This is a genomic window from Paenibacillus harenae DSM 16969, from assembly GCF_000422465.1.
In the GTDB taxonomy this organism is placed as follows: domain Bacteria; phylum Bacillota; class Bacilli; order Paenibacillales; family Paenibacillaceae; genus Pristimantibacillus; species Pristimantibacillus harenae.
The window spans coordinates 340,476-357,258 of the sequence record NZ_KE383842.1; the positions used below are offsets into that span (position 1 = coordinate 340,476).

19 protein-coding genes are annotated in these 16,783 nt (G+C 54.1%); 12 read left to right on the forward strand and 7 right to left on the reverse strand.

Translation table 11 applies throughout. The features are described from left to right. The first annotated feature begins 248 nt into the window (after positions 1-248). Genes H581_RS0111615 through H581_RS0111640 form a run of 6 tightly spaced genes read left to right on the forward strand, consistent with a single transcriptional unit; the run spans position 249 to position 4,767 of the window. A complete protein-coding gene (locus tag H581_RS0111615) occupies positions 249-1,052 on the forward strand; it encodes a hypothetical protein (RefSeq protein WP_028610130.1) in 804 nt (267 codons plus the stop codon). After that, on the forward strand, positions 1,049-1,315 hold the full coding sequence (locus H581_RS0111620) for a PqqD family protein (RefSeq protein ID WP_028610131.1): 267 nt from the start codon (positions 1,049-1,051) through the stop codon (positions 1,313-1,315). Before H581_RS0111615 ends, H581_RS0111620 begins: the two co-directional genes overlap by 4 nt. Next, positions 1,299-1,775 carry a signal peptidase I gene (locus H581_RS36405; protein ID WP_051250709.1) on the forward strand — a complete coding sequence of 159 codons (477 nt, stop codon included), beginning with the start codon at positions 1,299-1,301 and terminating at the stop codon, positions 1,773-1,775. Before H581_RS0111620 ends, H581_RS36405 begins: the two co-directional genes overlap by 17 nt. Further along, entirely contained in the window at positions 1,772-3,598 is a 1,827-nt protein-coding gene (locus tag H581_RS33815; protein ID WP_084134557.1) for an ABC transporter ATP-binding protein, read from the forward strand. Before H581_RS36405 ends, H581_RS33815 begins: the two co-directional genes overlap by 4 nt. Next, complete coding sequence (locus tag H581_RS0111635) at positions 3,543-4,580, forward strand: nucleotidyltransferase domain-containing protein (RefSeq protein WP_028610132.1); 1,038 nt, start codon at positions 3,543-3,545, stop codon at positions 4,578-4,580. Before H581_RS33815 ends, H581_RS0111635 begins: the two co-directional genes overlap by 56 nt. Further along, positions 4,561-4,767: a hypothetical protein gene (locus tag H581_RS0111640; protein ID WP_028610133.1), complete on the forward strand. Its 207-nt coding sequence runs from the start codon at positions 4,561-4,563 to the stop codon at positions 4,765-4,767. The genes H581_RS0111635 and H581_RS0111640 overlap by 20 nt, the downstream gene beginning before the upstream one ends. Before the next feature lie 193 nt (positions 4,768-4,960). Here H581_RS0111640 and H581_RS0111645 read toward each other — a convergent pair whose 3' ends face one another. Then, entirely contained in the window at positions 4,961-5,965 is a 1,005-nt protein-coding gene (locus H581_RS0111645; protein WP_028610134.1) for a LacI family DNA-binding transcriptional regulator, read from the reverse strand. Between the two features lie 165 nt (positions 5,966-6,130). Here H581_RS0111645 and H581_RS0111650 point away from each other — a divergent pair, with 165 nt between their 5' ends. From H581_RS0111650 to H581_RS0111675, 6 genes are all read left to right on the forward strand, one after another. Further along, positions 6,131-6,892 (forward strand): SDR family oxidoreductase, encoded by a 762-nt coding sequence (locus H581_RS0111650; RefSeq protein WP_084134558.1) that lies wholly within the window; start codon positions 6,131-6,133, stop codon positions 6,890-6,892. After that, on the forward strand, positions 6,889-8,166 hold the full coding sequence (locus H581_RS0111655) for a nickel pincer cofactor-dependent isomerase, group 22 (RefSeq protein WP_028610136.1): 1,278 nt from the start codon (positions 6,889-6,891) through the stop codon (positions 8,164-8,166). The genes H581_RS0111650 and H581_RS0111655 overlap by 4 nt, the downstream gene beginning before the upstream one ends. Before the next feature lie 86 nt (positions 8,167-8,252). After that, positions 8,253-9,068, forward strand: a complete 816-nt coding sequence (gene larE, locus H581_RS0111660) for an ATP-dependent sacrificial sulfur transferase LarE (protein WP_028610137.1) — start codon at positions 8,253-8,255, stop codon at positions 9,066-9,068. Then, the gene (gene larB / locus H581_RS0111665; RefSeq protein WP_028610138.1) at positions 9,065-9,745 is read left to right on the forward strand and encodes a nickel pincer cofactor biosynthesis protein LarB; all 681 of its coding nucleotides are present in this window, start codon (positions 9,065-9,067) and stop codon (positions 9,743-9,745) included. Before larE ends, larB begins: the two co-directional genes overlap by 4 nt. Beyond that, complete coding sequence (gene larC, locus H581_RS0111670; RefSeq protein WP_028610139.1) at positions 9,742-11,130, forward strand: nickel pincer cofactor biosynthesis protein LarC; 1,389 nt, start codon at positions 9,742-9,744, stop codon at positions 11,128-11,130. Before larB ends, larC begins: the two co-directional genes overlap by 4 nt. Before the next feature lie 57 nt (positions 11,131-11,187). After that, positions 11,188-12,447 (forward strand): glucuronate isomerase, encoded by a 1,260-nt coding sequence (locus H581_RS0111675; RefSeq protein WP_425414600.1) that lies wholly within the window; start codon positions 11,188-11,190, stop codon positions 12,445-12,447. Positions 12,448-12,555: 108 nt separating this feature from the next. On the opposite strand, the gene H581_RS0111680 is transcribed toward H581_RS0111675, so the two are convergent. The 6 genes from H581_RS0111680 to H581_RS0111705 form a co-directional block, all read right to left on the reverse strand. Further along, positions 12,556-13,143 carry a TetR/AcrR family transcriptional regulator gene (locus tag H581_RS0111680; protein ID WP_028610141.1) on the reverse strand — a complete coding sequence of 196 codons (588 nt, stop codon included), beginning with the start codon at positions 13,141-13,143 and terminating at the stop codon, positions 12,556-12,558. Between the two features lie 84 nt (positions 13,144-13,227). Then, entirely contained in the window at positions 13,228-13,683 is a 456-nt protein-coding gene (locus H581_RS0111685) for a VOC family protein (RefSeq protein ID WP_028610142.1), read from the reverse strand. Between the two features lie 186 nt (positions 13,684-13,869). Continuing rightward, positions 13,870-14,775 carry a helix-turn-helix transcriptional regulator gene (locus tag H581_RS0111690; protein WP_028610143.1) on the reverse strand — a complete coding sequence of 302 codons (906 nt, stop codon included), beginning with the start codon at positions 14,773-14,775 and terminating at the stop codon, positions 13,870-13,872. A 144-nt stretch (positions 14,776-14,919) separates the two neighbouring features. Next, positions 14,920-15,189, reverse strand: coding sequence for a hypothetical protein (locus H581_RS0111695; protein ID WP_028610144.1), 270 nt, complete (start codon positions 15,187-15,189; stop codon positions 14,920-14,922). A gap of 16 nt (positions 15,190-15,205) precedes the next feature. Next, positions 15,206-16,186, reverse strand: a complete 981-nt coding sequence (locus H581_RS0111700; RefSeq protein WP_028610145.1) for a helix-turn-helix transcriptional regulator — start codon at positions 16,184-16,186, stop codon at positions 15,206-15,208. Between the two features lie 53 nt (positions 16,187-16,239). Continuing rightward, positions 16,240-16,734 carry a DinB family protein gene (locus H581_RS0111705; protein WP_028610146.1) on the reverse strand — a complete coding sequence of 165 codons (495 nt, stop codon included), beginning with the start codon at positions 16,732-16,734 and terminating at the stop codon, positions 16,240-16,242. Positions 16,735-16,783 lie beyond the last annotated feature (49 nt).

Sequence of the window (16,783 nt, forward strand, 5' to 3'; positions counted from 1 at the left end):
GCGGATGCGGGGGAAGAAAACGTCTGAATAGCTGACGGTCAGCTCTATTCCAGGGAGTTTTTTATTGGAATAGAGCTTTTCGGTCTTTATAACGAACATTTATGATAGATAAAACGAGGTGAAAGTTCGAATTCACGTTAATATTTTATTAAAATAGGTTATTGTTTCGGCAACAATAATGAATTATAGTTAATTCAAGAGATTTTTGCTAACTGAGTGTTCGTTATTAAGAACTTAAAGGAGGTTATATGGAGAGTAACATTATCATCGGAGAACATGTTCTCTGTATTTCTTTTGCCTCTTCAGCCGTCAGGTCGATCTTCAGCCGAACGTTTCCGACTGTTGTCGGCTGCAGCTCCAATGGCTTCGAACCGGATATCGCCGTTCATTTGGATGCGGGATACGGTACCCCGTTCATTAATTACAATGTTGTGAAGCAGCCGAATTCCGGAACAGTACGATACTTAAGATCGGATTACTTGATTGAAACGGATGAGGAGTGTAGGCGGGCTGCGATCCGATTTCATGACGAGCTCGCATTAAAGCATGCCTTCATGCATGTATACAGTCTCTACATTGTGCGCCGCAGATGGGGGCTGCTCGTTCATTCCTCCTGCGTAACGGATAACAAGGGCGCGCATATGTTCACAGGCCGTTCCGGCGCTGGGAAGTCCACCGCGGCAGTCTTATCCGAATCCGAATCGAGAGGAATCATCGCCGACGAAGCGACGATCCTTCGCATACGCCCGGGCGAGGTGACCGTCTTCCATTCTCCTTTCCGGAGCGAGCTTCAGACTGCGGCCGCTCAAGAGCCGATGAAGTGGAGGCTCTCAAGCATTCATCTGCTTCATCAAGCCAAACAGCACCGGCGGACGCCCATTGCCAAATCGGAAGGATTGATCCGTTTAATGGACAAAGTGTTTTTCTGGAATCCATCGTCCGGCGACACGAGAGCGATTATGGAACTACTGAGGCAAACCGTTGATCTCGTTCCGTTGTACGACCTTTATTTTCGCAAGGATCCTTCATTCTGGGAGTTGATTTCCTCATGACCTTATACATTCGAAATCCAAGCTGCGAAGCCATTGAGCTGGACGGCGAGACGATGATCCTGAATCCGGACGGCTTAACGATTACCCAGCTCAGTCCGGTCGCAAGTTATTGCTGGTCGCTGCTGAGCGAGACCCATTCGGCCGGTTCGTTGTCGAGCGCGGTTCGCAGCCATTATGAAGAGACGGATCTTGCCGTTGAACAAGACATATCCTTGTTCCTGCGCGAATTAATGGAGTGTGGTCTCATTGCGGCAGCAGAGTAATGATGCTCTGTTTCAATTGCTGGCGCGGATCATGCAAAGAGACGGCCGGCTTGTGATACCGGCCAAAGGCAGCAGTATGTTCCCGCTCATTCGAGAAGGCAACTTATGCCGATTTCGTCCCGTAATGACGGAGAATATCCGCAAAGGAGATATCATCCTCTTCAGCACGGAATCGGGCCAATTGATCGCACACCGGCTGCTTACCGTGATGCGGCGCGAGGAACGGCTGCTCTACATTTGCAAAGGCGATACGAATCTGGGATGCGACGAACCCATCCGGCGCGAACAGATGCTGGGTGTCCTATACAGCATCCGGAAAGCAAGAAAAGAACTGCATATGTCGGACCGGTCCGTCTCTCTCTGGACGAAAGCGGTCATTGCCTTGCCGATCATATCCCAAGGGCTGAACCGTTACTTATCCTTTCAAAAAACCAGATCCGCCAACGGGGTTTCTCTATGACCGGAATCGTTCGGTTTCGTCTGTTGTTCGGCGGAGTCAGGAATGCATTTGCGCTGCTTGCCCCTTTCCTTATCAGGCAGCGAAAAACCTATGCGGGGCTGCTGCTGCTCGTGCCGGCCGATATTGCGCTGACCCTGGCTTTTGCCTGGTTTCTCGGGCAAATCACCGATGCCGCGGTACAGCAGCAGTTCGAGAAGCTGTATGGGCTTATCCCGTTAGGGATAGGGCTCAGCATATTGACTATAGTGTCCGACTTTATGAGCATCCGGCTGGAATTCACGGCCTCGAACGGCTTGAAGAAAGCGCTGTCGGAGCGGCTGCTCCGGCATATCCTGCTGCTGCCGGCCAGCCGGATGAACCGGCTGCATTCCGGTGAAATGATGACTCATTTCAATCGGGATATACACAGTATTAACGGAATGATCGGCAGAAGCCTCATCCAGTGGCTTCGTCTGCCGCTTATATTCATGGCCGTATTCGTGTATATGCTTCAGATTCATTGGGTAATGGCCGTTATGGGGCTGCTTATAATCCCTTTCGCTCTCGGGTCCGGCGCACTGCTCGGGTACATTCTGCGGCGACGGTCAAGAACCATTCACGATCTGCACGGGGACGTAAACAGCTTTCTGTCGGATACGCTGCAGGGATTATCCGTGATTCGTTCCTTTACGGCAGAGACGGCTTGGTTTCGGAAATATGCGGATCAATACGGTCAGCTGTACACGCTGCAGCAGAAGTACATGCGGCTGCAAGGATGGATTCGCGCGGGAGGGCAGGCGGCGGGAGCTTTTATTTTTTTGATCAGCCTCTGTCTAGGCGCTTATTTCGTCTCTCATCATATCATTACGATTGGTTCTCTTCTCTCATTCGTTAATTTATCGGGCCATTTGCTTTATCCGTTAACCGGCATGGCGGGACTGTGGATCGGCATCCAGGAATCGTCGACCGCGGCGGACAGAATCGCGAAGGTATTGAGCGAGCCTGTCGAGAGTCCCGATCTCCCAGAGCCCGTCGCCGTCTCCGGCCCCAAAACGATTGAATTCCAGAACGTCAGCTTCCGCTATGACGAGGAAATTCCGCTTATCGAACGGTTCAACCTTACGGTTCATGCCGGCCAAACCGTTGCGGTCGTCGGAGCGAGCGGAGCGGGAAAGTCCACGCTTTTCCACCTGCTTCAAGGACTATACCGGCAGCAATCCGGATCGATTATGCTTGACGGCGTCCCCATTGGCCAATTGACTCGGGCGCAGCTTAGAAGCGCGATTGCCCTCGTCGAGCAGGAGACGTTCCTTTTCTCGGGCACCATTCGCGATAATTTGCTGCTTGCCCGTCCGGGCGCCAAGCAGCAGGAGATCGAACAAGCCGCGAAGCATGCGAATATTCATGACTATATCCTATCGCTGCCTGACCGTTATGAGACGGAGGTCGGCGAGAGAGGAATAACGTTATCGGGGGGACAGCGGCAGCGCATCGCCATCGCGCGGGCTATCCTCAAAGATGCGCCGATCCTGCTCCTGGACGAGGCGACATCCGCCCTCGACAGCGAAACGGAATTTCTGGTCCAACAGGCGCTAGACGGACTTATGGAAGGGCGCACGACAATCATCATTGCACACCGGCTTTCGACGGTCCGGCATGCCGATCTCATCGTCGTGCTTGACCGGGGCGCGATCGTTCAGACCGGCAGGCATGATGAGCTGGCGGGACGGGCGGGGCCTTACCGGAAGATGAACGGCAGACAGCAGGTTAAGAAAGGAGATAACACGGATGATCTGGAAGCTGCTGCAGGCGATATACGACACGAGCGTTCCTATTCCGTCTGAACCGGAGATTCTCGAACCGGCGCTGGATGACATTGCATACTTCCGTGTTGCCCCGCAAGTCTATCAGCTGCTTAAGCAGCAGGAGAGACTTGACAGCTTGCCCGCAGCGTACCGGAACCGCCTGAAAAACAAATACGACGAGACGGTAAGGTCAAACTTGTACATTCATTATGAGAATGAACGTATACTCCAAGCCTTCGAAGCTTCGGAAATTCCTGTCATTCCATTAAAAGGCGTCCGTTTCGCCATGAAATATTTCGGACATATCGGCGCAAGAGGAACCTCTGATATCGATCTGCTTCTGAAGAAATCCGATATGAAGCGCGCTGAGGCGTGTATCCGACAGCTTGGATTTACGAACGAAGAGAAAACGATCCGCGCCCACTTTCATCGCAGTTTCTCGAAACCTCTGGCCGGAACGCCGCATTCGCTCACGGTCGAGCTGCACTGGGGGCTGTTGATGGAGGGAACCTCGAGATACAGCATAGCGCCTTTTTGGCATGAGGCGGTGCCTTTGAAGCCTTATAAGCAGGTCATGGAGCTGTCGGAATATCATCTGTTTTATATGATCTGCCTGCATGGGTGGAAGCATGGACTGAATTCCCCGAAGTATCTGATCGACATCGTTCAGCTGCTCGAAGTCAGCGGTGACCGGATCAGCTTCGACAGGCTGCTGCAGGACGCATCGATACACCGAACCTATAAGAGGATCGCCAGCACACTGTCAATCGTCTACCGGCAGTTTCCTTATTTGGAGGCCCGCAAGCCGCTTAAGCTTTCGAAGAGAAGAGGAAATTGGTGGGATTACGATACCGTTCGCGGCAAAAAAAAGAATACAATCACGCGATATACACGGTTTCTGCAGTATCAATGGTTGGACTTCGATTCTCCCAGCCATGGCTTGGCAGCCTCCGTCCATTATTTGGAGTCTCTGGTCTTGTTCCGGAAGGGGGTGAAAACAAATGATCAAACCTATGTATGAAAAGCCTGTCGTGCTGAATCATCGTCCGATTCAATTCGAAACGGTCGTCAGCGGCAGCGGCAATTTTCCCGGACTCGGAAACGGCGTAGACGGTGTTCCGGCCAAGGAACGCGGAGATTTCCCGGGCCAGGGAGCAACGGAAGGAACGTTTCCCGGCAAGGGACCGACTCATAATCATCGTCCATAAATAGGTCACGAGGGCTGTCTCCGCGAGGAGACAGCCCTTGCGTTTGCCCAAAAGCAGCTTTACCTGCCTTTCGGCATGATTCTGATTGTATTTTCCGTAGAGGCATACCCAAATGTGACAAGCTTTATCCAATTCGCTTCCAAAATCGAGTTCACTTACTCCTCCGTACGCGATTCTACTCCCTCAGCCTTCGTTAGGAAGAAAGGCCAGACGTAAATCGACGCGCCGTAGAGCTGCGAACGACGAGCTCCGGCTCCAAATAAACGGTCTTGACCGACGCCGGCGCCTCGATAAGCTCGATCATAGCGGCTGCTATGACCGAAGTGATGTCGGATATGGCAACGCCTACCGCCGTAACGGGAATCTCAATCTTCTCCATCTCCGGAAGATTATCATAGCTGACGATCGACAAATCCTGAGGAATTTGAAGTCTCTGCTCGCTGACGGCGCGTATAATGCCCCGGGTTATATCGATCCCGCCGCTTATGACGGCCGTCGGGCGAGCCTCCCGTTCCAGCATGGCGCGGGCAGCCGTATAACCGTCGTGAAATTCCAAGCCGGCCATCCGGAGGATGGAGCCTTCCGTAATGGAAAGACCCAGCCGGGCGGTCTCTTCGCGAAAGGCTTCGATCTTGACGGCTTGCAGCGGATCATAGCTCTTCGGCTCTCCGATATACGCGATGTCCCGGTGGCCGAGATCAGCCAGATGGCGGACGGCTAGTCGGACGGCTTGCCCCCGGTTCACGTCAATGGCGGAATAAGGCGTATAGCCGGCAGCGCCATACGTAAGGATCGGGATTTGGAGCGGCCTTAAATCCGATGAGCCGGAGAGGTCGTCCCGGTCGCCGAACACAAGAATGGCGTCGACCTGGTAACGGCGGAAGGTTTCGATGGCTGTCTCGATACTGCTGATCGACAGCAAGGTAATGTAGCCATGCGACTCAAGCTCTGCGTTAACCCTCGTAATTAGTGAGGAGAGCGCCGCACGTTCGATGGACGGCCATACGACGCCGATCGCTCCGCTTCTTCTCGAGACAAGGCTTCTGGCCGCAAGATTAGGCTGGTAACCCATTTCCTTCGCAATGGACAGAATATGCTGTTTGGTTTTGTGTTTGACGAGCGGGCTGTCCCGCAGCGCCTTTGAGACGGTAGAGAAGCTGACGCCTGCCTGCTCGGCGATATCTTTGATGGTGACCATGGATGCCCTCCGAAAGGAAAGATATGAAGCATTTTCTCAAGTTTTTCCCCTTATCATAGTATAGTTATTTTGGAATTGAAAGCGGCGGATTCTCAAGTAGACAGGTCAAACGGTTTCAGCTATCATAAAAATAACAACGTTGTTAATCTGGGAGGAGGATTGTTCATGTTTAACCTGAAGAATACGGTATCGGTTGTCATTGGCGGGAATGGCGTTCTGGGCAGCGCCATGGCAGCCGCGCTTGCCGAAGCGGGATCGAAGGTCGCCATCGTCGGCCGGAATATGGAGAAAGCCGGATTGGTATGCGGAGAGATTGAACGCGGCGGCGGTTCCGCGATTCCGGTCCAGGCGGATGCTACGAAGAAAGAGGAGCTCGAGTCCGCCTTGAATAAGGTGCTCGAGTGGGGAGGACGGATCGATACGCTCGTCAATGCCAGCGGAACGAACAGCCCGACTCCTTTTTTTGAGCTGGAGATGGAAGAATGGGACCGGATTATGGACGTTAATCTGAAGAGCGTCGTGCTGGCGAGCCAGGTGTTCGGCAAGAGGATGATAGAGCAGGGCGGCGGCGGATCGATTATTAATATTTCGTCCGTATCCTCCGAACCGCCATTGTCCCGGGTGTTCACGTACTCGGCTTCCAAAGCGGGCGTCAACAGCGTCACGCAGTTTCTGGCCAGGGAATTCGCGCCCCATCATGTCAGAGTGAATGCGATCATCCCGGGCTTCTTCCCGGCAGAGCAGAATAAAAAGATTTTGTCCCCGGACAGAATCGAATCGATTATGCGTCATACTCCCATGAACCGCTTCGGTACGCCGGAGGAGCTTAAAGGAACGGTCGTTTATTTGGCCTCGCCGAAAGCGTCTTCGTTCGTAACCGGTGCGCTGCTGAGAGTAGACGGAGGATTTGGAGCGATGACGATATGAGCGGAATACTTAGAAGACTGGTAGAGCATACCCCGATACCGAAGCTGGTGAAGATCCGTCAGACATTCGACGATACGAAGCTCGCCGACCCGATCGGAGAGTTGACGGAGCGGCTTCGGGCGCCGGGCGCCATGCCGGGCATTGGCGCAGGCCAGAAGGTGGCGGTGGCCGTCGGCAGCCGCGGGATCTCCCGCATTGCCGAGCTGACCAGGACCGTTATCGACGAACTGAAAAGGATAGGCGCCGAGCCGTTTATCGTGCCGTGTATGGGCAGTCACGGCGGAGCGACGGCAGAAGGGCAGACCGAGGTGCTGGCCCATCTTGGCATTGACGAGCAGCGGATGAACTGTCCGGTCCGGTCTTCAATGGAGGTTGCCCTGGTGGACCGATTGCCGAACGGACTGCCGATCTATTGCGACAAGATCGCGGCCGAGGAAGCCGACGCAATCGTTGTGATTAACCGGATTAAGCCGCATACCGCATTCCGCGGTCCGATCGAGAGCGGCCTGCTCAAGATGATTTCAATTGGGCTCGGCAAGCAGAAAGGCGCGGAAGCGTGCCATCAGCTCGGATTCAAATATATGGCGGAGAACGTGCCGGCGATGGCCCGCGTTATGATGAACAAGCTGCCGATCCGGTTCGGCGTGGCGATCGTGGAGAATGCGTATGATCAGATTTGCCGCATTGAAGTGCTTGGCACCGACGTGATGGAGGAGAGGGAGAAGGAGCTGCTGCTCGAAGCGAAGAGCAGGCTGCCGCAAATTTTTTTCCCGGAGCTGGATGTGCTGGTCATCGATTATATCGGCAAAAACATTAGCGGAGACGGCGCTGATCCGAACATTACAGGCAGATATCCGACACCTTACGCGCATGGGGGGCCTGAGGTGAATAAGATGGTTGTCCTCGATCTGACTCCGGAATCCAAGGGCAATGCGAACGGGGTAGGCACCGCCGATTTCACGACGAGCCGGCTGGTCGGCAAGACGGATTGGCCGGGCACCTATGCGAACGGGCTGACTTCAACGGTATGCGCGCCGACGAAGCAGGCGACAACGCTGGATAATGACCGCGACGCGATCAAGGCTGCGATCAAGACCTGCAATATTCTCGATTATCATCAGTGCAGACTGGTCCGCATTCGCGATACGCTGCATCTCGGAACGATTGAAATTTCCGAACCGCTGCTGGAGGAGGCAATGCGCAATCCGCGCATCGAGATTTTGGAAGGGCCTTACGAATGGCAGTTCGACGCGGAAGGTTATTTGCCGAAATGAATAAGGGAAGAAAAGTGATAGTAGCCATAGCTGCAGGCAAAAAACGCCAACCGGATAAAGTCAACTGAAGAGGAGGAATCCCTACTATGCATGACAAGTACAGCAGGCTGCAAGCGATTTTATCCGAAATGGAATCCGTTGTCGTTGCGTTCTCCGGAGGCGTTGACAGCACCTTCCTGCTCAATGCGGCGCTTCGGACGCTGGGGAGCGAACGCGTGCTGGCCGTTACGGCGGACTCGGAAACCTATCCGACGGAGGAGCTGGAGGAAGCCATTCGGCTGGCGGCAAGCCTGGGAGCGGCTCACCGTGTTATTGAAACGTCCGAGCTGAATATTCCCGGCTACAAGGAGAATACGGGAAACCGCTGCTATTTTTGCAAAAAAAGCCTGTTCGAGCATTTGGTGCCTTTCGTCCAAAGCGGAGCATACAAGCATATCGTCTACGGGCTGATTGCCGATGATATGAACGAACACAGGCCGGGTATCCAAGCAGCGAAGGAGCGCGGCGTTCGGGGGCCGCTGCAGGAGGCGGGACTATTCAAAGAAGAAATCCGTGATTTATCACGCGAGCATGGGCTCCCCACCTGGAATAAGCCGTCTTTCGCCTGCCTCTCCTCCCGGATCGCTTACGGAGAAACCATTACGATCGAGAAGCTCGGACGTGTCGGGGAAGCGGAACGCTTCATTCGTTCGCTTGGTTTCAGTCAGGTCCGGGTAAGAAGCCACGGCGATATCGCCCGGATCGAAGTGGAGCCGGAAGCGATGGAAAGGCTGATTGCGCACGCTTCCGGCATATCGGATAAGCTGAAAGCGCTCGGGTTTATTTACGTATCTATGGACCTCTCCGGCTATCGCAGCGGCAGTATGAATAAAGTGCTTGATCGCGGGGGCGCGGCGATATGAACGAATTTGAGGATATGGGCTTTTGCAAGCTTGACGTGGGCCGCAATGAGCGGACGGGACATCCGGAGATTGTCTTCGGCATGGGCAAAACAGCCGAACAGGTGGAGACGATCTTCTCCCGGCTTGCGGAGGTTCACGGGAGAGCGCTTGTGACACGGGCAACCGGCGAAATGGCGGAGAGAGTAGCCGGTCGGCATCCGGAGGCGCGTTACGACGAAGTGTCCCGTCTCATTTCCTTTGGTCAAGCCGCGCTGAAGCTGCCCGGCAAGGTGGCGGTGCTGACCGGCGGAACGTCGGATATTCCGGTCGCGGAGGAGGCGGCCGGAACGGCGGAATGGATGGGCTGCGAGGTCGACCGCATCTATGACGTCGGCGTTGCCGGAATCGACCGCCTGCTGAGCCAGAAGGAGAGGATCAGGGAGGCGTCGGTTGTGATCGGGGTTGCCGGCATGGAAGGGGCGTTGGTCAGCGTCGTTGGCGGTCTCGTCCGCCGGCCTGTCATCGCGGTGCCGACCTCGGTAGGCTACGGCGCCAATTTGCAGGGCATTACGACGCTTCTTGCGATGCTGACCTCCTGCGCGTCAGGCGTCACGGTCGTCAATATTGACAACGGCTTCGGCGCGGGATTTCAGGCAGCGATGATTTTACAATTAGTAGCGGAGGGCGCAAAAGGATGAGGACCCTTTATTTGGATTGCATTTCCGGCATCGCCGGGGATATGGCGCTGTCCGCGCTGGTGGACCTGGGCGCCGATCCGGATTATATCGTCAGCCATTTATCCCGGCTGCCGATCGATCCGTTCACGATGGAATTCGTGCAGGTGGACCGGAGAGGCATCGCTGCGAAATGGCTGAAGCTGAGCTTAGACCGCAGCGGGGACGGCAATGAGAGTCTCAAGCGGAAGCATGAGCACAGCCAAGGACAACAACATCATCACGAACATGAGCATCACGAACATGAGCATCACGGACATCATGATCACCCTTCACACGAGCATCATGAGCACCATGTTCATGGACTTCATACACATATGCACGAACACACGCATGATCATCATGATCGCCATCAACACGCACATGACCACAACCATGGTCGCCACCATGAACATAGAAAAGCAGCCGACATCATCCATATGATTGAGAGCTCCGGCTTGCCGGCGCGAGCGAGAGAAAGAAGCGTGGCGATCTTCCGCTTGATTGCCGAAGCGGAGGGCAAGATCCATGGGATGGATCCTGCCGAGGTTCATTTTCACGAGGTTGGGGCGATGGATTCCATTCTGGATGTCATTGGGGTATGCCTGGCGCTCGAAAGTCTCGATGTCGGCCGGATCATCGTCTCGCCGGTACCGACAGGAACGGGCAGGCTTCGGATGGCGCATGGCTTATATCCGATTCCCGCGCCGGCGACGGCCGAGCTGCTTCGCGGCGTGCCATTATCCCCGTTCACGGCTATGGGCGAATTGACGACCCCAACCGGAGCAGGGATCGTTAAGGCGCTGGCCGCCGACTTTGGCACCTTGCCGGCCGGTACCATTGACCGGATCGGCTACGGCGCGGGAACCAAAAATTTTGACCATCCGAACGTGATCCGGGCCGTCCTCTATCAGCGGGAGCAGAAACAGGAAGCCCGGGAAACGATCGTCGTACTGGAAGCGCAGGTGGATGATTCTACCGGGGAAATGCTTGGCTACGCGATGGAAAAGCTGTTTGAAGCGGGGGCTCTCGATGTGTACCATACTCCGGTTTATATGAAAAAAAATCGGCCCGGCGTGCTCATCAGCGTAATCTGTTACCCGGCTAACAGCGATTGCTGCGAGCAGGCGCTGCTCTCGGAAACGTCGACCTTCGGCGTTCGCCGGAGCGAATGGCAGCGCAGGGCGCTGGACCGGCAGTGGATCGAGGTCGTCACCCCTTACGGGCCCGTTCGGGTTAAGCAGGCCGTTGACGGTGGACGAATCATTCGCCAATCTCCCGAATACGAGGATGCGGTGCTTGCTGCCCGAGCCTTCGGCGTACCTCTCCAGACGGTTTTCCGGGAAGTATACCGGCGGTTAGACGTTTAGACACGAACTTTTGCAACCACGCTGTTATTGAGGCAGAACAAGGAGGAATTATTTCTAATGATGAACACGCAAAATGTGATTAGCGGCGCCGATCTGCGTCAGACCGTTAACCGGCTGGTTCAAACGGCGCCTGTCACCGATATGCATACGCATTTATATGCGCCCGAATTCGGAGAACTGCTGTTATGGGGCGTCGACGAGCTGTTGACTTATCATTATTTGATATCGGAATCGTTCAGATGGTCGGAGGAGGATTATGATCTTTTCTGGTCCATGAGCAAACGCGAGCAAGCGGATTGGATTTGGAAGCGGCTTTTCATCGACCATTCTCCGGTGAGCGAAGCGGCGAGCGGCTTTATTACGATCCTGGATCGTCTTGGATTGGATGTCTCCACGCGCAATCTGGACGATTACCGTCAAGCGATTGCCAGCCGCACGGTGGAGGAACAAGTCGATACCGTCATGCAAATTGCGGGAATCGAAAAGATTGTCATGACGAACGACCCGTTCGATCCGGTTGAACGTCCCGTCTGGCTGGCGGGCAATGGGAAATCAGACCCTAGGTTCTATGCGGCGCTTCGGGTCGATGCGCTGTTGAATGACTGGCCGCATGCCGTGAGCGAGCTGCAGGCCCTTGGTTATGAAGTGCAGGCGGAATGGAGCCAGCGGACGCAAGCGGAAACCCGCCGGTTTCTGAAGGAATGGATCGTTCGGATGGATGCGCTTTATTTGGCCGTATCCATGCCCGGCGACTTTGTCTATCCGGCCGATGATCATCGCAGCAGCATGATTGACGACGTGATGATACCGGTATGCCAGGAACAGAAGATTCCGTTTGCGCTGATGATCGGTGTCCGCAGGCGGGTAAATCCGGGGCTGAAACTCGCGGGCGATATGAGCATGCTGTCCGACGTGTCGGCTGTCGAAGCGTTATGCCGCCGGTATCCGGAGCAGAAGTTTCTCGTCACGATGCTCGCCAGAGAGAACCAGCATGAACTGACGGTGCTGGCGCGCAAATTCCGCAATCTGATGATTTTCGGCTGCTGGTGGTTTCTCCACATTGAATCCATGGTCGAGGAAATGACGCGTTTCCGCATGGAGCTTCTGGGCACTTCGATGATTCCGCAGCACTCCGACTGCCGCGTCTTCGAGCAGTTGATTTATAAATGGGAGCATTCCCGCAAAATCATCGGCACCGTGCTCGCGGATAAATACGAGAGGCTGCAGCAGAGCGGCTGGCAGGTGACAGAAGATGAAATAAAAAGAGATTTGGACGATATGCTGAACCGGAACTTCTGGCGGTTTCTAGGGAAGTAACGCTTTCGGTAATGTTAGTCCTCCATAAAGAAATCGCCCTCTGGCTTACCTGAACGGCAGGCCGGAGGGCTTATTCGTATTGCCGGCGTTCTTCCTCAGACCCGTGGTTTAATCGTTGCAGATGCCCTTCAGAACAAGAGTAATGACGGTGATGGTGTCTTCCAACGAACCGCCTTCATCCGGACTTTGTGCGATCCATAACGCAGATTCATTCAAGGCGCCGGAGAGAAAATGAGTCATGGCGTCTAAGGGCACCGGTTTAAGGGAGCCTTGCTGCTGCAGAAGCCCAAGCTGCTCTCTCAGGTGTCGCATCGAATTCTCCTCATCCATCCTGCGCCACGCTTCCCAACCAAGCACGGCTGGACCGTCTATGAGCAATATCCTTTTATTTCGCGGCTCGACAGCTGCAGCAACAAATGAGCGGCAGCCCCGAATCAGCTGCTCCCATGCGTCATCGCTTTGCATCGCATCGGCTTCAACCCGCACCCCGATTTCTGACTGTACGGACTCCAGCACGGCTTGGAACAATCCTTTCTTGCTGCCAAAATGATGGTAAAGAGCGCCGCGTGTAAGATTGGCCTCCGCGACGATATCCTCCATTGACGATTCCGCGTATCCATGCTCCGTAAAGTGCTTCCTGGCTACTTCTATCAGCCTTACAATCGTTTCACTCGCTTGCTCTTTGCTTCTTTTCATCCGGGTATTCGTCTCCTGTTAGTTGTTATTGCTCGGCTGACTGTTCCCTAAAATATGCTACTTGCTGTTCGTGTTGTGTCGTACTCATCCCTTGCTGCGCATCTCCTCATCGAGCCATAGTTTCTCATTATACTGTTCGCCGTATGCTTCGGAAGGAGGGATGATTGTGATCACATCGATCAGTACGCCGTTCGGATCGCTGGTGATGAAATGGCGCTGTCCGAACTCTTCGTCCCGGATATCAACCAGAAGGGGGAGCTTCTCCTGCTTAATCAGTCTTTCGTATTCCTCATTAACATGATCTACTTCAAAGTTGAGAATGAGTCCGTTCACGGAGCGTCGGTAAGCGGCAGGGATAGTCGGGTGCCCAGCCTCCAGAATAGCCAGCTCAAACCCCCTTTCAGCTTCCTGGGGCAATCGCAGGCTTACATACCAGTCGGCCTCGAATACCGTCTCGAAACCAAAGTAGCTTCGATAAAATTCAGCGCTTAAAGATACCTGATCGGACAAAATAACGGAATAAAAACTGTTCACTTTCATGACAGATTCTCCTTTACGAGTTGATAGCTGGATTTTAACATACAAACAGAATGTATGTAAAGAAAAAAGGATCATGCTATTACCACTCGGCGAGATGGTGTCCGGATACAACCAAGTCCAGCACATTCCGATTGGAAACCAAAAAGGAAGACTCCGGCATTCTTTTCGGGAGTCTTCCTTTTTGGTTTATAAAATCCGCGACAGCTTGCGGTATTCGCTCGCCGAGATTCCCTCATGGCGGCGGAACAGGCGGCTGAAATAGTGAATGTCCGGATAGCCGACCTGACCGCCGATTTGCTCGATCGTCATATCCGTCTCACGCAGCAGCCGGCGCGCTTCACGGTGGCGAACGGACTGCACGTATTCGCTTGGCGGCAGCCCAATCGCTTGTTTGAACAGCTTGGCGGAATAATCGATGCTCATCTGCAGTTCATCGGCAATCGATTGATTCGACCAGAAACCGGAAGGATAAGCTTCAATCTGCTCGACCAGCCGGGCTAGCTTAGCGCTATGAGGGGATGCCGCGGCTAACGATTGAGACGGCGATGTTCGCATCAATTGGCACAAAATGTTCAACATCAGCGATTTGCAGACGAGTTCATAGCCGGTCCTGCGCATCGTAAATTCTTGCACGAGCTGCTCCATCAACTGCACGCATGCAAGAGGCGGCGTATACAGAACCTCGGACGACAGCGGGGGGAACATATCGGAGCAGGCTTCATGCGCGAATTTGCCCGGATGGATGTCCTCCTCGTTCACGATCATATCGGCCTCCGTCATAATCGTCAGCTCATGGAAGAAGTCGAAGTGAATGCCGAGCAGCCGGGCATCCGGCTGCGATATGATTTCATTCTGATGATAAATGCCGGACGGGAGGAAAATGAGCCTGCCGGCGTCGATCACGAAACGTTGTCCGTGCATCGTTGTGGCCGCTTGACCCTGGACGACATAAAGAAGCTCAAAATTGTAAAGTCTGCGCCGGGGAAAAATGCCGGTGGAGACCTGCTGGAATTGCGCGTAGTGGATGCTCGGCGACCATTCCTGGAATGCGGCTGGCCGCTGCAGCGGATATGTTTCTCGATGTTGATCCATAGCCTGAGCTCCTTTCCTCATAACGGAAACGTCCAAATACTGCTTCGACAGCTAAATGGAATTGGTGAATATACAGTGAATTTACAACTATTATGACATGTGATTCACCTATACACAATACAGCTGAATAAGCTAAAAAAGGAGTTATTTATGTACGTTGAGGATGAGCGTTGGAAGCATGAAATCGGAGACTGCGAATGGATACGAAGGGGCGTCCGGAAGGTTATCAACCTGAAATGACGGCCCCTTCTTATTGCCGGTGTAAGCCGATTTAACTGCGGGTAAAGCACCTTTCCCGCCGGGTGCATTCAGCAGGATCGGGTCCGTACGGGCGATCAATCGACGGCCGCGCTGCACCTCCGACGGATGCGCATCTTTAAGCGAAGCGGCGTGCGCTTCGGCATTTTGCAACAACTCGGTTATCCGTCACCTATCTCTCTTGTTTATTGTTGGATCTCATTGTTTCATAATGGGCCGCCATTTCGGCGCGCACCTCCGCCAGCCTCCCGATCAGCATGTCCGGTTCAAGGATGGTCAGCGCTTTGCCGTAAGGAAGCAGAAAATACGGCACGAAGCGAAGGGAGGAGCGGTCAAGGATGAATAAAGCTTCCCGGTCCGTACGTTTGGCGAGAGCATGTCCGAACATCCAGTGCTGACAAAGCTCATTAAGCACCTGTGCATCCGCTTGGATGCGGACCGTTAAACGAACCTCCGCATCACGCGGGTCCGGAAGCAGATTGCTCATTAGAAATTGCTTGGCGGAGAAACCCTCCGGACGTTCAAAGCGGCTGGCGGAAGGGGCCAAGCTTCTAATGCGGTCGACGCGGAAGCTGCGCAGCTCCTGCCGGAGGCGGCAATAGCCCGCCGTGTACCAGCAGCCCTTCCAGTGAATGATGCCATACGGATCAAATTCACGGTTCCCCGGCGAGCTGCCGCCGGCATAATCCATCAGAAGTGAACGGCCTAGAGCCGAGGCTTCCTCCAACATCCGAAGATGAGCCTTCAGTCCTTCGTCAACCGACGGATAAATAACGGAAATGCCATCGCTGTGCCGCACAATGCGGCTGAGCTGCTCTTCATTCGTATACAGCTTGAGCTTATCGATAGCCCGGACAAGGGCGTCCGTGAATGGATAGCCGGCTTCCTTCGCGAAGACGGAGGCTTGCACAAGCGCCTTTTGCTCCTCCATGTCGAACAGCAGAGGCGATTCGAAGAAGCGGCCGAGCATTCGATAGCCGCCGCCCGGTCCGGAATCGGCAATAACGGGGGCTCCGCTGGCACATAAGGAATCGATGCACCGGTATACGGTTCGGATATGAATCTCAAGCTCATCCGCCAGCTGCCGAGCAGTCATTCGTTTGCCCGACTGAAGCAGCCATAAGATCGACAGCATATTATCCGCTTTGGACATGGCAAGAATTCCTTCCTGTTATGGATTTCTTGTTTCGTCCTTATTATATCGTATCAAAGGAGAGGCGCCATGCCCTTTCTAACCCAGGTATCATAAGTCGGCCCATAAATCTCCGGGAGCGTCAGACCGGCCTGACGCATCAGCACTGTCATTTGCCCCCTGTGGTGAGCCTGGTGCATGATCGTAAAATGCAAGGATGCGCCGTTCGCCCAATGCTCTCCCATAATCTCCGTCGTTTCATGAAGACTCGCATCGCTCCACTGGGTCATGACGGCGTTCAGCACCGATTCACTGATCTTGCGGTATCCCTCCGCAATGACTGACGCGGAGCTTGGAGCCTGATCCTCGGAAGGTCCGTCAAAGTCCAGACCGCATGATGTCATATAGTGCAGAGACTTGACCAAATGCCAGGCGATCTGGCCCAGCGTCCGGCGCTCGGCAGCGATCTCCTGGTCCAAGGAAGCGTCAGTCAAAGCATCCATCGCCCTCTGCGTCAATTCGGCTTCCTGCACCCATTCCGTTGCAAATTGTTCCAATTTCTCAAACATATTCATTCCTCCATTTGTTATCGTATACGTTCTCGTACGCAGTATATAA

Excerpts from the sequence above, each read along its gene's own strand:
- H581_RS0111615 (WP_028610130.1), top strand. The coding sequence starts at position 249 with ATGGAGAGTAACATTATCATCGGAGAACATGTTCTCTGTATTTCTTTT.
- H581_RS0111620 (WP_028610131.1), top strand. The coding sequence starts at position 1,049 with ATGACCTTATACATTCGAAATCCAAGCTGCGAAGCCATTGAGCTGGAC.
- H581_RS33815 (WP_084134557.1), top strand. The coding sequence starts at position 1,772 with ATGACCGGAATCGTTCGGTTTCGTCTGTTGTTCGGCGGAGTCAGGAAT.
- H581_RS0111635 (WP_028610132.1), top strand. The coding sequence starts at position 3,543 with ATGATCTGGAAGCTGCTGCAGGCGATATACGACACGAGCGTTCCTATT.
- H581_RS0111640 (WP_028610133.1), top strand. The coding sequence starts at position 4,561 with ATGATCAAACCTATGTATGAAAAGCCTGTCGTGCTGAATCATCGTCCG.
- H581_RS0111645 (WP_028610134.1), bottom strand. The coding sequence starts at position 5,965 with ATGGTCACCATCAAAGATATCGCCGAGCAGGCAGGCGTCAGCTTCTCT.
- H581_RS0111650 (WP_084134558.1), top strand. The coding sequence starts at position 6,131 with ATGTTTAACCTGAAGAATACGGTATCGGTTGTCATTGGCGGGAATGGC.
- H581_RS0111655 (WP_028610136.1), top strand. The coding sequence starts at position 6,889 with ATGAGCGGAATACTTAGAAGACTGGTAGAGCATACCCCGATACCGAAG.
- larE (WP_028610137.1), top strand. The coding sequence starts at position 8,253 with ATGCATGACAAGTACAGCAGGCTGCAAGCGATTTTATCCGAAATGGAA.
- larB (WP_028610138.1), top strand. The coding sequence starts at position 9,065 with ATGAACGAATTTGAGGATATGGGCTTTTGCAAGCTTGACGTGGGCCGC.
- larC (WP_028610139.1), top strand. The coding sequence starts at position 9,742 with ATGAGGACCCTTTATTTGGATTGCATTTCCGGCATCGCCGGGGATATG.
- H581_RS0111675 (WP_425414600.1), top strand. The coding sequence starts at position 11,188 with ATGATGAACACGCAAAATGTGATTAGCGGCGCCGATCTGCGTCAGACC.
- H581_RS0111680 (WP_028610141.1), bottom strand. The coding sequence starts at position 13,143 with ATGAAAAGAAGCAAAGAGCAAGCGAGTGAAACGATTGTAAGGCTGATA.
- H581_RS0111685 (WP_028610142.1), bottom strand. The coding sequence starts at position 13,683 with ATGAAAGTGAACAGTTTTTATTCCGTTATTTTGTCCGATCAGGTATCT.
- H581_RS0111690 (WP_028610143.1), bottom strand. The coding sequence starts at position 14,775 with ATGGATCAACATCGAGAAACATATCCGCTGCAGCGGCCAGCCGCATTC.
- H581_RS0111700 (WP_028610145.1), bottom strand. The coding sequence starts at position 16,186 with ATGTCCAAAGCGGATAATATGCTGTCGATCTTATGGCTGCTTCAGTCG.
- H581_RS0111705 (WP_028610146.1), bottom strand. The coding sequence starts at position 16,734 with ATGTTTGAGAAATTGGAACAATTTGCAACGGAATGGGTGCAGGAAGCC.